The organism is Neisseria sp. P0017.S009 (assembly GCF_051957375.1).
GTDB classification, from domain to species: Bacteria; Pseudomonadota; Gammaproteobacteria; order Burkholderiales; family Neisseriaceae; genus Neisseria; species Neisseria perflava.
Genome location: NZ_JBQCWL010000005.1, coordinates 171,649 through 185,677, shown reverse-complemented (window position 1 = coordinate 185,677; position 14,029 = coordinate 171,649). Strand labels below are relative to the sequence as shown.

General features: G+C 49.9%; 14 protein-coding genes. 7 read left to right on the top strand and 7 right to left on the bottom strand.

Translation table 11 applies throughout. From position 1 onward, the window contains the following. The first annotated feature begins 21 nt into the window (after positions 1 to 21). Entirely contained in the window at positions 22 to 1,107 is a 1,086-nt protein-coding gene (nagZ, locus tag ACTHTG_RS07865; RefSeq protein WP_440360612.1) for a beta-N-acetylhexosaminidase, read from the top strand. Between the two features lie 79 nt (positions 1,108 to 1,186). On the opposite strand, the gene ACTHTG_RS07860 is transcribed toward nagZ, so the two are convergent. Then, positions 1,187 to 1,933, bottom strand: a complete 747-nt coding sequence (locus ACTHTG_RS07860; protein WP_049344868.1) for an amino acid ABC transporter permease — start codon at positions 1,931 to 1,933, stop codon at positions 1,187 to 1,189. A 327-nt stretch (positions 1,934 to 2,260) separates the two neighbouring features. Here ACTHTG_RS07860 and trhP point away from each other — a divergent pair, with 327 nt between their 5' ends. Further along, the gene (gene trhP / locus ACTHTG_RS07855) at positions 2,261 to 3,616 is read left to right on the top strand and encodes a prephenate-dependent tRNA uridine(34) hydroxylase TrhP (protein ID WP_004519683.1); all 1,356 of its coding nucleotides are present in this window, start codon (positions 2,261 to 2,263) and stop codon (positions 3,614 to 3,616) included. 67 nt (positions 3,617 to 3,683) lie between these two features. Here trhP and hemC read toward each other — a convergent pair whose 3' ends face one another. Then, positions 3,684 to 4,613 (bottom strand): hydroxymethylbilane synthase, encoded by a 930-nt coding sequence (gene hemC, locus ACTHTG_RS07850; RefSeq protein WP_107848928.1) that lies wholly within the window; start codon positions 4,611 to 4,613, stop codon positions 3,684 to 3,686. Between the two features lie 118 nt (positions 4,614 to 4,731). Here hemC and ybeY point away from each other — a divergent pair, with 118 nt between their 5' ends. The 5 genes from ybeY (at position 4,732) to ACTHTG_RS07825 (ending at position 8,619) form a co-directional block, all read left to right on the top strand. After that, entirely contained in the window at positions 4,732 to 5,247 is a 516-nt protein-coding gene (gene ybeY, locus ACTHTG_RS07845) for an rRNA maturation RNase YbeY (RefSeq protein ID WP_049344870.1), read from the top strand. A 1-nt stretch (position 5,248) separates the two neighbouring features. After that, complete coding sequence (locus tag ACTHTG_RS07840; RefSeq protein ID WP_049344871.1) at positions 5,249 to 6,091, top strand: HlyC/CorC family transporter; 843 nt, start codon at positions 5,249 to 5,251, stop codon at positions 6,089 to 6,091. Then, positions 6,088 to 6,825: a methionine ABC transporter ATP-binding protein gene (locus tag ACTHTG_RS07835; RefSeq protein WP_440360611.1), complete on the top strand. Its 738-nt coding sequence runs from the start codon at positions 6,088 to 6,090 to the stop codon at positions 6,823 to 6,825. Before ACTHTG_RS07840 ends, ACTHTG_RS07835 begins: the two co-directional genes overlap by 4 nt. 1 nt (position 6,826) lies before the next feature. Further along, positions 6,827 to 7,513 (top strand): methionine ABC transporter permease, encoded by a 687-nt coding sequence (locus ACTHTG_RS07830; protein WP_070587440.1) that lies wholly within the window; start codon positions 6,827 to 6,829, stop codon positions 7,511 to 7,513. Between the two features lie 194 nt (positions 7,514 to 7,707). Further along, a complete protein-coding gene (locus ACTHTG_RS07825; protein WP_070587443.1) occupies positions 7,708 to 8,619 on the top strand; it encodes a MetQ/NlpA family ABC transporter substrate-binding protein in 912 nt (303 codons plus the stop codon). A gap of 595 nt (positions 8,620 to 9,214) precedes the next feature. Here ACTHTG_RS07825 and ACTHTG_RS07820 read toward each other — a convergent pair. The 5 genes from ACTHTG_RS07820 to ACTHTG_RS07800 all read right to left on the bottom strand — a co-directional run bounded on the left by ACTHTG_RS07820 (position 9,215) and on the right by ACTHTG_RS07800 (position 14,006). Then, positions 9,215 to 10,234, bottom strand: coding sequence for an FAD:protein FMN transferase (locus tag ACTHTG_RS07820; protein ID WP_070587445.1), 1,020 nt, complete (start codon positions 10,232 to 10,234; stop codon positions 9,215 to 9,217). Between the two features lie 118 nt (positions 10,235 to 10,352). Continuing rightward, a complete protein-coding gene (locus ACTHTG_RS07815) occupies positions 10,353 to 10,847 on the bottom strand; it encodes a nitrous oxide reductase accessory protein NosL (RefSeq protein WP_004519674.1) in 495 nt (164 codons plus the stop codon). Continuing rightward, on the bottom strand, positions 10,844 to 11,674 hold the full coding sequence (locus ACTHTG_RS07810; protein WP_004519673.1) for an ABC transporter permease: 831 nt from the start codon (positions 11,672 to 11,674) through the stop codon (positions 10,844 to 10,846). The genes ACTHTG_RS07815 and ACTHTG_RS07810 overlap by 4 nt, the downstream gene beginning before the upstream one ends. Continuing rightward, complete coding sequence (locus ACTHTG_RS07805) at positions 11,671 to 12,570, bottom strand: ABC transporter ATP-binding protein (RefSeq protein ID WP_004519672.1); 900 nt, start codon at positions 12,568 to 12,570, stop codon at positions 11,671 to 11,673. The genes ACTHTG_RS07810 and ACTHTG_RS07805 overlap by 4 nt, the downstream gene beginning before the upstream one ends. 56 nt (positions 12,571 to 12,626) lie before the next feature. Further along, positions 12,627 to 14,006, bottom strand: a complete 1,380-nt coding sequence (locus tag ACTHTG_RS07800; protein ID WP_371440881.1) for a nitrous oxide reductase family maturation protein NosD — start codon at positions 14,004 to 14,006, stop codon at positions 12,627 to 12,629. Between the last annotated feature and the right edge of the window lie 23 nt (positions 14,007 to 14,029).

Below are 14,029 nucleotides of genomic sequence, written 5' to 3'. Positions count from 1 at the left end.
TACATTATTCAGGACAAAACAATGAATACGCCTCATCTTCCACGCGGCCCAGCCATGGCCGACGTCGCTGCCTATCATCTGACCGAAGAAGAAAAACAACGCCTGCTCGACCCTGCCGTCGGTGGCGTTATTTTGTTCCGCCGCAACTTTGAAAACGTTTCCCAGCTCAAAGCTTTGGTTCAAGAAATCAAAGCCGTCCGTACACCTGAACTTATCATCGCCGTCGACCACGAAGGCGGACGGGTTCAACGTTTTATTGACGGCTTCACCCGCCTGCCTGCCATGAATGTATTGGGCGAAATTTGGGATAACGAAGGCCAAGAAGCCGCCTGTACCCAAGCAGAACAAGTCGGCTGGGTTTTGGCAACCGAACTCTCCGCCTGCGGTATCGACCTATCCTTTACGCCTGTATTGGATTTGGACTGGGGTCAATGCGCCGTCATCGGCAACCGCAGTTTCCACCGCGACGCCAACATCGTTACCCAGCTTGCCCTTGCCCTGCAAAAAGGTCTGAACAAAGGCGGCATGAAATCTTGCGGCAAACACTTCCCCGGCCACGGCTTTGTCGAAGGCGACAGCCATCACGTCCTGCCTTGCGACGAACGCAGCCGAGAAGAGCTAGAAGCCGCAGACCTTATCCCCTTCCGAGCATTGAGCCAAGCAGGCATGGCCGCAGTCATGCCTGCCCACGTCGTATACCCGCAAACCGACAGCCAACCTGCCGGCTTCTCCGAAAAATGGCTGAAACAAATCCTGCGCCAAGAAATCGGATTTAACGGCGTTATCTTTTCAGACGACCTGACCATGGAAGGCGCATGCGGTGTCGGCGGTATTAAAGAACGCGCCCGCCTTTCTTTTGAAGCAGGCTGCGATATTGTACTGGTGTGCAACCGTCCCGATTTGGTAGATGAATTGCGAGACGGTTTCCACGCACCGGCAAACGCCGACTTGGCAGCGCGTTGGCAATACATGGCCAACACATTGACCGTACAAGAAGCCGCCGACATCATGGCAACCGAAGCATTCCAAGCCGCCCAACAAGCAACTGCCAAACTGGCAACGCCAAAAGACATCGCTGGCGGTGTCAAAGTCGGTGAAGCATTCTGATTCAAGGCCGTCTGAAACATTGACAGCAAATAAAAAAAGGAAGACTTGAAAAAGTCTTCCTTTTTTTGATTTAAAGCGATTAGCGGTGTTGCGGATTGTAACGGTTTTCCAATCGCAGGAATACCCAACCCAAAAAGCTTGTCAGCACCAAATAAATCAGCGCAATTGTATAAAGCGGCTCTTCATAGACAGAATAGCGGCCGGTAATCGTGCTTTGTACATAAGCCAACTCTGCCACGCCAATGACGGAAAGCAATGAGCTGTCTTTCAACAACGTAATAAACTCACTGGCCAATGGCGGCAACATACGGCGCAAAGCTTGCGGCAAAATCACATAACGCATCGCCTGAGTATAGGTCAGCCCCAAAGAACGCGCAGCTTCCATTTGGCCTTTATCAATCGATTGAATACCGGCACGGAAAATTTCACAAATATACGCACCCGAGTTCGCAACCAAAGCCAAAGAACCGGCAATCAGCGCACCATAAGAACGGCGCAGATCAACAGCTGCTTCGCCGCTAATCAGCACACCGTCGGCCGGGTGAACGAAAAATGGGAACCAAACATAAGCCCAAATCACAATTTGTACAAACAATGGCGTACCGCGGAACAGCGTAACATACCAAAAAGAAATCTTACGCAACACCCAAGCCAAGGCACGCATCGGCACACCGGCTTTTTCCGGATTGATCAAACGCGCCAATGCCAACAGCAAACCCAAAACCGAGCCACCTGCCGTTGCAACCACCGTCAGTCCCAGCGTTGTCAACACGCCGTATAAAAACATCCAGCGGTATTCATAAATAATGTCAAAACGAAAATCCATAAACCTTCCGTCGGTCAAAATCGGTAACTAATCCGAATATTTTTTAAAATGAAGCTTGATATTTTACAAGAAAATACATTGCTTGAACGGTTTTTTGTTAAATTATTCCGCCCAACCCTGCTTTTTTTACATTTCTAATAAATTAAAGCCCCTTTTCACCTTTGCCCATATAGGACATTTTCCGTATAAAAAACAAAGCGCAAACCCGACACAAAATTGACCGAAACACAAAAACAGCGGATAATCCGCCCATTCTTCAAACATCTTTCAGACGGCCTTCCCTCTTTCCTTAAGGGCCGTCTGAAAACATTTTAAAAAGCATAAAACATGAAAGTACCCGAACTCTTATTGCCTGCAGGCGGCCTCGAACGCATGCGCGCCGCCTACGATTACGGCGCAGATGCCGTTTACGCCGGCAGCCCGCGTTACTCCCTGCGCGCCCGCAACAACGAATTTGCCAAACTCGACGTCCTCGAGCAAGGCATTAAAGAAGCGCACGAGCGCAACAAAAAATTCTTCCTGACCGTCAATACGCTGCCGCACAACTCCAAACTCAAAACCTTTGTTTCCGATATGGAGCCCTTGATTGCCATGAAACCCGACGCGTTGATTATGGCGGATCCGGGTTTGATTATGACTGTGCGCGAAAAATGGCCGGAAATGCCGATTCACCTGTCCGTACAGGCAAACACCACCAACTACTGGGGCGTGAAATTCTGGCAAAACATCGGCGTTGAGCGCATTATTCTGTCGCGCGAATTGAGCATGGAAGAAATCGCCGAAATCCGCCAAGAATGCCCCGACATCGAACTCGAAGTCTTCATTCACGGCGCATTGTGTATCGCCTACTCCGGCCGCTGCCTGCTCTCCGGCTATTTCAACCATCGCGACCCCAACCAAGGCACCTGCACCAACTCCTGCCGTTGGGACTACAAGGTTCACAACGCCACTGAAAGCGATGCAGGCGACGCCCAACTTCTGCAAGGTTTCAACTTTGAAAAAGCTCAAGAAGAAGCCAACCAAAACTTTGAAGGCATCAATGGTCAAAAACGCCATCCCTACGCCGACAAAGTTTTCCTGATTGAAGAGTCCAACCGCCCGGGCGAAATGATGCCGATTATGGAAGACGAACACGGCACCTACATCATGAACTCCAAAGACCTTCGCGGCATTGAAGTGGTTGAGAAACTGGCAAAAATTGGTGTGGACAGCCTCAAAGTCGAAGGCCGTACCAAATCGCTCTATTATGTTGCACGCGTGGCCCAGTCCTACCGCAAAGCGATTGACGATGCCGTTGCAGGCCGTCCGTTTGATTACAGCCTGTTGAGCGAACTCGAAGGCCTCGCCAACCGTGGCTACACCAGCGGCTTCCTCGAACGCCACCAAACTCAAGACTACCAAAACTACCTCAGCGGCCATTCCACCGCCAAACAAAGCCAATACGTCGGCCACGTTACCGAAATTGATGAAAACGGCTGGGCGACAATCGAAGTTAAAAACCGCTTCGCTGTCGGCGATTCACTCGAAATCATCCACCCGAGCGGCAACCAAACCATCAAATTGGAACAAATGACCCGCAAAGGCCAGCCTGTCGATGTTGCCCCAGGCAACGGCATTCAGGTCAAAATCCCGAATATGCAAGGCAAAGAAAAAGCTTTGGTTGCGCGGATTATGAATCCTTAAGCATCAAAAAATAAAGGCCGTCTGAAAGTTTCAGACGGCCTTTTAAATGATCTATGCTGTTTTAAGCCTATTCTTGCAATACGGCAGCAATCAATTCTTCCGCACCATCATCTGCCAGTTTTTTGGCGACTGCACGACCCAAGGCATCGGCGTATTCGGCAGGGGCTTGCGCATCCGCCTGCAAAATTACCGAACCGTCAGGATGACCGACCAAGCCGCGCAAGGTCAGCAAGCCGTTTTCTTCAGTGCAATATGCGGCCAGCGGCACTTGGCAACTTCCACCCAAAGCGCGCGCCAACGCACGTTCGGCCGTAACGCAGGCGTGTGTGGTATCGTGGTTCAAAGGCTTTAAGACTTCGTACAAATCTTCGCGATGCGCTGCAATTTCAATACCCAATGCGCCTTGTCCGGCGGCAGGCAGACTGTCGGATTCCGACAAAATCATGCGGATGCGTTCGTCCAATTCCAGACGCTGCAAACCGGCGGCAGCCAAAATAATCGCGTCGTATTCGCCGTTATCGAGTTTGGACAAACGGGTTTGCACATTGCCGCGCAAAGGTTTGATAACCAAATGCGGATAGCGCACGCGCAACTGGGCTTCGCGGCGCAGGCTGGATGTGCCGACGACAGCGCCTTTGGGCATTTCTTCCAAACGCGCGTATTGGTTGGACACAAATGCGTCAAACGGATTGGCGCGTTCGCCGATGGCCGCAAGCGTAAAACCTTCAGGTAAATCCATCGGCACGTCTTTAATCGAATGCACGGCCAAGTCGGCCCGGCCGTCATACAAAGCCTGCTCCAACTCTTTGACAAACAAGCCTTTACCGCCGACTTTTGACAAAGTTCTGTCCAAAATCTGGTCGCCGCGCGTGGTCATGCCCAAAATCTCGACTTCGCAATCGGGATACAGGGCTTTCAGACGGCCTTGGATGTGTTTTGCCTGCCACATGGCAAGCAGGCTTTCGCGACTGGCGATAACGAGTTTTTTCGGGTTCATAATGGTTGCCTGAAAGATGGAAAACGGCATGAAGTCTATCATATTTTGGGCGTTTTTTCAGACGGCATGGGGGTGAATATGTTATATTTACGCCTAAAAACCAAATTTTCCGGACAACATGAAACGCGCCAAGAAATATCCTTTTTTATCCTTACAGCGGCAACGTTTTCATCTGAGCTTTGAAAACGCTTCTTCCGCCGCCAACCTTCCGTCAGAGAACGACTTCTACCGCTGGGCGTGGTCGGCCTTGAAAAACGAATACCGCCGCGCAGACATCAGCCTGATTCTTCTGGACGAAGAAGAAGCCCGCGCCTACAACCGCGACTACCGCGGCAAGGATTACGCCACCAATGTATTGAGTTTCGCGCTCAACGAAGGCGAAATCCTGCCCGACCAGTTTTCAGACGGCTTGTATGGCGATTTGGTAATTTGTCCGCAAGTGGTTTTGAAAGAGGCCGCCGAACAAGGCAAAACACCTGAGCAGCATTTTGCCCACCTGACCATACACGGTACTTTACACCTGATGGGCTACGACCACATCGAAGACAATGAAGCCGAAATAATGGAAGCCGAAGAAATCCGCCTGATGCTGGCGGCAGGCTTCCCCAACCCCTACCAAGAGGACGAATATTAAAATGGACGGTACGCAGTCGAAACCCAAGTTTTTCGAACGCCTAATCTCCCGACTTGCCGGCGAGCCTGATTCCGCCGAAGACGTATTGACCCTGCTGCGCCAAGCGCACGAGCAGGAAGTTTTTGATGCCGACACACTGACCCGGCTGGAAAAAGTATTGGACTTTGCCGAGCTGGAAGTGCGCGATGCCATGATTACGCGCAGCCGCATGAACGTATTGAAAGAAAACGACAGCATCGAGCGCATCACGGCCTACATCATCGAAACCGCCCATTCGCGTTTCCCCGTCATCGGCGAAGACAAAGACGAAGTTTTGGGCATTTTGCACGCCAAAGACCTGCTCAAATATATGTTCAACCCCGAGCAGTTCCACCTGAAATCCGTCTTGCGCCCTGCCGTTTTCGTCCCCGAAGGCAAATCACTGGCCTCCCTTTTAAAAGAATTCCGCGAACAACGCAACCACATGGCGATTGTCATTGACGAATACGGCGGTACATCCGGCCTGGTAACCTTTGAAGACATCATCGAGCAAATCGTCGGCGACATCGAAGACGAATTTGATGAAGACGACAGCGCCGACAATATCCACGCCGTTTCTTCCGAACGCTGGCGCATCCACGCTGCCACCGAAATCAAAGACATCAACACCTTCTTCGGTACGGAATACAGCAGCGAAGAAGCCGATACCATCGGTGGCCTGGTCATTCAAGAATTGGGACACCTGCCCGTACGCGGCGAAAAAGTCATCATCGGCAGCCTGCAATTTACCGTCGCACGCGCCGACAACCGCCGTCTGCACACCCTGATGGCCACACGAATTAAAGAAAACACGGATAAACCATGATTATTCTGGATCACGTCTCCAAACACTATCAAACACGCGACAACAAAGACTTTGTCGCCGTCGAGCCGACCAGCCTCGAAATCAAACAGGGTGAAATCTTTGGCTTGATGGGCTATTCCGGCGCAGGCAAATCCACCCTGCTGCGCCTGATTAACTTATTGGGACGTCCGGATACAGGTACCGTCAGCGTGTGCGGCCAAGAGCTGACCGCACTCAACGCCACGCAACTGCGCCACGCCCGACAAAACATCGGCATGGTATTCCAACAGTTCAACCTATTGAGCAACCGTACCGTTGCCGAAAACGTCGCCTTCCCTTTAGAAATTGCCAAATGGCCGTCTAAAAAAATCCAAGCGCGTGTTGAAGAATGTTTGGAAATTGTCGACTTGCAAGACCGTGCCAACCATTACCCGTCCCAACTTTCCGGCGGTCAAAAACAACGTGTCGGCATTGCCCGTGCGCTGGCGCCGCAACCTCAAGTCATCCTCGCCGACGAACCCACTTCCGCCCTCGACCCCGCCACTACGCGCAGCGTTTTGAAATGTTTGGAAGACATCAACCGACGTTTCAACGTAACCATCGTCATCGTTACCCACGAAATGAGCGTTATCCGCCGCCTGTGCGACCGTGCCGCCCTCTTGGATAAAGGCCGTCTGCTGGAAATCGTTGAAGTACACGGCAACCAAATCCATGCCCAATCCGAAATCGGGCAAGAGCTGATTCGAGAGGACTAATATGGCAGATTTAACATTTGAAAGTGCTGTTGAGACCATCGTCAGCATGAAGGGCGAAATTATCCAAGCCTTGGGCGAAACCTTTATTATGGTCGGCCTATCGACTACTTTCGCCGTTATCTTCGGTACGATTTTGGGCGTATTGCTGTTTGTGACGTCAAGCCATCAGTTGCACTACAACAAACAGCTGAATTTGTTTTTGGACAACCTGGTCAACCTGATGCGCGCATTCCCTTTCGTCATCCTGATGATTGCCATGATTCCTGTTACACGCGCCATCATCGGCACGACCATCGGCCCGGTTGCCGCCTCATTGGTATTGAGCGTATCCGGCCTATTCTACTTCGCCCGTCTGGTTGAGCAAAACCTGCGCGAAGTACCCAGAGGCGTAATTGAAGCGGCCTCCGCAATGGGTGCCTCACCCATGAGCATCATCTGCAAAGTGCTTTTGAATGAAGCGCGCGCAGGTATGGTTTCCAGCATTACCGTACTGGCTATTGGCCTTTTGTCGTACAGCGCGGCGGCAGGTATGATTGGCGGCGGCGGTTTGGGCGACCTTGCTATCCGTTACGGCTACTACCGCTATCAAATGGAAGTCATCATCTTCATCGTTGCCATCCTGGTTTTACTCGTTATCCTGATTCAAGGTATCGGCAACAGATTGGCGCGCAAACTGGATAAACGTTAAACAAACCAGGCCGTCTGAAATGGACTTACTATTTTTCAGACGGCCTGTTATCTATTTAGAACATATTAGGATATACCAAATAAATCTACAAAAAACACCCTCATATTCCCAAAATAGATTTACAATTCCTCTTTTTTTGACGGCGGCAGCTTAAGGCCGTCTGAAACCGTTTTATCATCCATCTGGAGCAAAATATGAAAACCAACACATTCTTCAAAACCCTTTCTGCTGCTGCGCTGGCCATCGTATTGGCTGCCTGCGGTGGTCAAAAAGACAGCGCGCCTGCTGCCTCTGCTGCTTCTTCTGCCGACAACGGCGCAGAGAAAAAAGAAATCGTCTTCGGTACAACCGTCGGCGACTTCGGCGATATGGTAAAAGACCAAATCCAACCGGCTTTGGAGAAAAAAGGCTATAAAGTCAAACTGATCGAGTTCACCGACTATGTGCGCCCCAACCTTGCTTTGGCTGAAGGCGAATTGGACATCAACATCTTCCAACACAAACCTTATCTGGATGACTTCAAAAAAGAACACAAACTGGACATCACTGAAGCCTTCCAAGTACCGACTGCACCTTTGGGCCTGTACCCTGGCAAACTGAAATCTTTGGACGAAGTGAAAGACGGCGTCAGCGTTTCTGCGCCTAACGACCCATCCAACTTTGCCCGTGCATTGGTTATGTTGAACGAATTGGGCTGGATTAAACTGAAAGCCGACGTTGATCCGCTGACTGCTTCTAAAAACGATATTGCCGAGAATCCAAAAAATATCCAAATCGTAGAGCTTGAAGCCGCCCAACTGCCACGCAGCCGTGCCGACGTTGACTTTGCCATCGTTAACGGCAACTACGCCATGAGCAGCGGCATGAAACTGACCGAAGCCCTGTTCCAAGAGCCAAGCTTTGCCTACGTTAACTGGTCTGCCGTCCGCACTGCCGACAAAGACAGCCAATGGCTGAAAGATGTAACCGAAGCCTACAACTCTGACGAGTTCAAAGCTTACTCACAAAAACGCTTTGCCGGTTACAAATATCCTGCGGCATGGGGTGAAAACGCAGCTGCAGGCGCTCAAGCCGAAGCTGCTTCTACTGCTTCTGCAACCAAATAAGTAACTTTTTGAAAAAAGGCCGTCTGAACATTCAGACGGCCTTTTTCTATTGATTATCTCTTCTCAAAGCTCAAAACAAGTTTTTTGATTAACGCCAAATACTTACGTAATTCCCTTTTTAAAACCAAATCAATATGTTGTAAAAAAGTTCAATAAGAAATCATGTTTTTATTCAATATAATCAATCACTAAATGAATTATTCTACTTTTTTATAATATTCACTAGTAATGTTCCGCTTATCCTGATATTATACCGTTTATCTAAAGACATCCGGTTATCTGCATTACAGACCGTTCATCTGAATTGCTTCAAACCACTTTGTCGGATTTTCCCATGTAGGTTGTGTTTCTCCGTATCGAAGGGGTTTGAGCGGTCGAAATACCGTTTTGCTTAGATATTAAAGCTTCGTGCTTTGAAATGAGTGAATTTTTGTTTTAAGTGTCGTAATCTCTTGCTAATTACTCCCAGCTGCAAGAGTTTCAGGGTTGCCCCTTGGGCAGCCCTTCTTTTTTTATATTTCATTATTTCAATATTTTAGACTTTCCCTTATTCATATATTCAAAGCAACTGGCAAAACTATTCTTTTTCTCAATCTCAAATCTTCTTCAATTCATTATTTGGCATCACCAGCCAAACCTGTGCCTTTTTAACTTGGGCCGCTGCTCGGATGGCCGCTTCATCCATAATAGAAAATGCGGTAGAAAAAGCATCGGCAACTGCCGCACTTTCCGCCATGACGCTCATGCTTTTATAGCGCGGTTGGCTTCCGCCTGTACGCGGATCAAAAAGATGGGTAAATTTGCCAGCTTCGTCCATCACCGTGCCATAGCCACCCGATGTGGCAAACGCTTGATTTTTCATGGCAATGGTGGTCAGGATTTGGTCTTCTTGGTCAGGATTGCGAATGCTGACATTCCACTCGCGCTGGTTGGCATTATCAAAGCCGTAAATCTCCCCCATATCAATCAATGCCTGGGTAACGCCTTGCTGCTTCAACAATTCGGCTACTTTGTCGGTGATATAGCCTTGGGCAATGCCGTTAAGCGACAAGCCCATGCCTTTTTGGGCAAAACGGATTTCTTTAGTATCAAAATCGACTTTGTTGAAATCCACTAATTTGAGCGTGTCTTTGATACTGCGTTCAGATGGTGGCGTTTCGGTTTTGGGGTTTCTCCTGAAATAGTTGGCATACAGATTCCACAAAGGCTGAATGCTGGGATCAAATGCACCTTGCGTCAGCTGATGTATATCTCGGCTGATGCTGAGCAGCTGCAAAAAATCGGATGGCGGATTCTTCAGACGGCCTTCTCGGTTTAAACGGCTGATCAGGCTGTCGTCCCGATACAGGCTGAAGATTTTTTCCAACCGTGAAACTTCTGCCAATACTTTGTTGATCAGTATCTCCGCCTGCCTGCGCCCAACGCCGAACAAACGCAATTCCGCACCCGAGCCTAATGCAATCCCTTTCCAGATAACAGGCTGCCCTTCTTGATTCGGGCTGGCTGAATGAGTCAGCTGATTGGTTTTGCGGCTGATGGCAAAAGGAATGCTGACACCGGCGGCAAGGGTGGCAGCTATGGCAAGGAAACGGCGGCGCGTTAAAGGGGTGGACATAAAGTATTCCTTAGATTTTTTATCTTTATATTGAAAGCCGCATTCATTAAATCAGCAATCGGCAGCTTCCAACACAAAGGCCGTCTGAAACTGTTTCAGACGGCCTTTATTGGTTGTTTTATTTGAAAATGTATTCGTCGGGCATCTCTGCAAAACCGACTACTCTGCCGCCTTTTTCTTTGGCGAATTTTTCAGCCTGAGCCTTGTCGGCAAACGGAAGCGCGTCTTCCGCACCCATGCCGCCGATAAAGCTGCTTTCAATAACGTAATAGGCCTTTTTCGCATCTATCCATTCAGTGTCAGCATTGGGTTTTTCCCAATCTTTGACTTTACCCATATCGGTAACATAGATGGCATGAATGCCTTTAGGCTCTTCGGGCAGTTTGGTATAGCCGAACATCTGCTTGATGGTGGAAAACCAAACCGGTTTGTCAGGTTTGCCGTTCAAGAAGATTTGCGCTTTAGGGCCGTTGTGTTCAGTCAAATTCATGCTGCAGTAATGACCGACCGCGCTGTCGCTGATTTGTTGGGGCGCAGGCGGAGGGCTGTTGTCCTGCTTGCTGCAGGCTGCCAATGCGATGAGTGTGAAGGTTGTCAATAATATTTTTCTCATATTTGTCGCTTTCCGAAAATCCAGGCGGCTAAAATCAAAGGAATGATAACCCATAATACCTGAGCCGTCAGCAAAATAGGCATACTCAGGCTGATTTGTTCGCTCAAACCTGCCATGCCGGCATACATGGCTGTATTTTCGTAACCCGTCAGGTTCAGCAGGCGATAAATGTCTGCGGGGTTGAACAGAAGAACGGTTTCCACTACAGGCGCGGTAATGACTTGTTCGGTATCGGCAACCAAAACACCCAAAAGCGCCATATCGAAAATAACGACAAAAAACAGCCATACGCCGATGGCGATACCGGCGGCTGTACCGCGTTCTTTAACTTTTGCGCTGATCAAATAGCCCATGGACAAAAAGGCTGCGCCAAGAATCACGCTGGCAGCAATCAAAAGGGCGAAAGGTTGCCATGCGGCAATATCAAAACCGCCGTTGGCAAGCTGAAGGGTAATACCTGCCAATCCGTAGCCTGCGGTGGTAGCAAGGGCAAGAATGATGAGGTGGCCGATAAATTTACCGGCAAGGATTTGGTTGCGCGAGATGGGGTAACTTAGCAACAACGCCATTGTACCGCGCTCGATTTCGCCGATCAGTGCATCATAAGAGAGCAACATCGCAATCAGCGGGATCAAGAAGATAGACAGGCTGGACAGACTGACTACAGTTACCGTCAAGGGATCAACCTTGACCGAACCGGTAGGCGAGCTGCCGAGAAAGCCTAATGACAGTGCCAATGCGGCAAGCAAAAGTGCGGCGGCAAGAACCCAACGGTTGCGCAGGCTGTCTCGGACTTCTTTGCCGGTAATAATCCAAACGGGGTTCATACGTCTTCCCTCTTCAAGAATTGCGCGTACATATCATCAAGTGTTGGCGTGTGGATATCGATGTAGGCAAGACTGCCCAAATCACCCAATTCGCTCAAAAGTCCCATACGCTCTTCGGCTTTACATTGCGCTTTATACGACAGGCCGTCTGAAAGCGGATGCCAACGCTCGCTCAACGGGCGCGCTTCTTTCAAGCGGACGTTGACGGTCAGCGGTAGACCGCTTTGAACATGCAACTCATCCATGCTGCCGTCAGCAACTTTCACGCCGTTTTTCATAACGATGATGCGGTCGGCGTGGCCGTCAAGCTCGGCCAGTGCATGGGTGCTGAGCAATACGGTTGCGCCGCGCCCATTGAGTTCGCGCACAACTTCGTAAAACATTTGACGTGAAGCCGGATCAAGGCCGGTAGTTGGCTCGTCAAACAATAAAACTTTAGGCTCGCCCAACAAGGCTTGTGCCAAAGCGAGGCGTTGACGCATACCTTTAGAGTAAGTGCCGACACGGCGGCGTGCGGCCTGGGAAATGCCGACACGCTCGAGCAATTCGCGGTTTTTACTCAGGGGCTGTTTTTTTAGTTTGGCATAGAAATCCATGGTTTCGATACCGGTCAATGAAGGGTGCAATGCAACCGTTTCAGGCAGGTAACCGATTTGGCTGCGACGCTGCGCCCCTGCTTTACTGCCGGTCGGCTCTCCCAAAAGCATCACTTCGCCCTCGGTCGGCGTAATCAGGCCGAGTATCAGCTTCATAATGGTAGATTTGCCTGCACCGTTGTGTCCTGCCATGCCGACGCTCTCGCCAGCCTTGAGAACCAGATCGACTTGGTTGACGGCCTTTTGGCTGCCAAACTGCTTGGTCACGTTTCTTAATTCAACGTGGTTGGTACTGCTCATGGATATTCCTCTAGTGAATGTTTCAGACGGCCTTTGATATTGGGCCGTCTGAAAGGTTACATATTGGCATTTCCGCCTGTCAACGCACCGTTTTCGGCATTACCCCATTCGGATTGGTGCGTTTTTGCTTCATGCAGCAATTCGTCCTTCATGGCTTCGTATTTGGTTGTCGTTTTATTGCGGACAGGGTTCATCAAAGGCTTGCTGTCAATTACGCCGCCGGGCAGGATGGCGGGAAATTGAGATTGCGCCCATTTGACAATGCTGATGGCAGGGCTGTTCATCAATAACCGGGCGACGGGTGCGCGCCAGATGATTTGGTCGATAATCCCATTGGGACGGTAGGCACTGTCGCCGAAGCCGTCGCCGTCAAGGTCAAAGGCGCTGTTATCGCTCCAATAGTTGCCGCGACCACCCTCGCCCCAATCAAGGAAACGGGTGCTGACGTATTTGACTTGGCTTTCGTTGTTGATAAACGAATTATTGAACAGGCTTGTGCCTTCAATGGCCGCGGTAAAGTGAATACCGATTTGACAGTTTTCAAAATGATTGTCGAAAATTTTATTGTAGTTGGCATTGTAGGCAAACACGCATTTGCCTGCCTTGTTGATCACATTATCGTAAATTTCGGAATAATTGACGTAGTTGAGCATAATGCCTTGGTCGCGGCTGCCAACGGCAATGTTGCCATACACTTTCAGGCGTTCGGAAAACATCAGCACATAACCCATGTTGTTGCCGACGGAGATATTGTTGCTGACTTCGCTGTCATTGGTGTACATATAATGGACGGCAAAGCGTAAGTCGCTAAAACGGTTGCCCTTGTAGGTATTATGGGTACTGGTATTTGAAAAAATACCGTCACGGCCTTTGGAAATATCGTTATCAACCACTTGCGCACCGGGCGCATTCCAGACGGTTACGCCGTTGCCGCGTTCGTTGACGCGCAGGGTTGCATCGCCGATGATTTTATTTTCCCGCACCATGGATTCTGCCGCACCGTGAATATACACGCCGACAGAATTGTCGATGATGTTGTTATGCTCCACCAGCGCGCGCGTTGCCGTCTCTTCTAAATAGATACCCGCATCCATTGCCGGCAAACTCATGCCGGAATGGGAAACAGTCAGATTGCGCAAAGTTACATCAGGCGCATGAACGGCAACCGTCCTCCCGCTCCGGTCGCCGACAATCTTGGCGGAACGGTCGGCAGGGCCTTCGATGGTAATGGGTTTGTCGATATAGAGTTTGGTTTTGTATGTACCGGAGGCAAGCTTGAGCGTATCGCCGGCTTGGGCGCGCGCCAAAGCATCATTGAGATTGTCTTGTGCGGATACGTTGATGACTGCGGCAAAGGCCGTCTGAACCATGCTGCCAAGCAGCAATACGAGTGCGGCACGTTGCCATTTGGAATGATGGATTTGTGTGTGCGTCATAATCATATCTCTGTTTCAGACGG

Bases quoted from the DNA above. Each gene is read 5' to 3' on its own strand.
- ACTHTG_RS07825 (WP_070587443.1), top strand. From the start codon at position 7,708: ATGAAAACCAACACATTCTTCAAAACCCTTTCTGCTGCTGCGCTGGCC.
- ACTHTG_RS07810 (WP_004519673.1), bottom strand. From the start codon at position 11,674: ATGAACCCCGTTTGGATTATTACCGGCAAAGAAGTCCGAGACAGCCTG.
- ACTHTG_RS07840 (WP_049344871.1), top strand. From the start codon at position 5,249: ATGGACGGTACGCAGTCGAAACCCAAGTTTTTCGAACGCCTAATCTCC.
- ACTHTG_RS07820 (WP_070587445.1), bottom strand. From the start codon at position 10,234: ATGTCCACCCCTTTAACGCGCCGCCGTTTCCTTGCCATAGCTGCCACC.
- ACTHTG_RS07835 (WP_440360611.1), top strand. From the start codon at position 6,088: ATGATTATTCTGGATCACGTCTCCAAACACTATCAAACACGCGACAAC.
- trhP (WP_004519683.1), top strand. From the start codon at position 2,261: ATGAAAGTACCCGAACTCTTATTGCCTGCAGGCGGCCTCGAACGCATG.
- ACTHTG_RS07815 (WP_004519674.1), bottom strand. From the start codon at position 10,847: ATGAGAAAAATATTATTGACAACCTTCACACTCATCGCATTGGCAGCC.
- nagZ (WP_440360612.1), top strand. From the start codon at position 22: ATGAATACGCCTCATCTTCCACGCGGCCCAGCCATGGCCGACGTCGCT.
- ACTHTG_RS07860 (WP_049344868.1), bottom strand. From the start codon at position 1,933: ATGGATTTTCGTTTTGACATTATTTATGAATACCGCTGGATGTTTTTA.
- ACTHTG_RS07830 (WP_070587440.1), top strand. From the start codon at position 6,827: ATGGCAGATTTAACATTTGAAAGTGCTGTTGAGACCATCGTCAGCATG.
- ACTHTG_RS07800 (WP_371440881.1), bottom strand. From the start codon at position 14,006: ATGACGCACACACAAATCCATCATTCCAAATGGCAACGTGCCGCACTC.
- hemC (WP_107848928.1), bottom strand. From the start codon at position 4,613: ATGAACCCGAAAAAACTCGTTATCGCCAGTCGCGAAAGCCTGCTTGCC.
- ACTHTG_RS07805 (WP_004519672.1), bottom strand. From the start codon at position 12,570: ATGAGCAGTACCAACCACGTTGAATTAAGAAACGTGACCAAGCAGTTT.
- ybeY (WP_049344870.1), top strand. From the start codon at position 4,732: ATGAAACGCGCCAAGAAATATCCTTTTTTATCCTTACAGCGGCAACGT.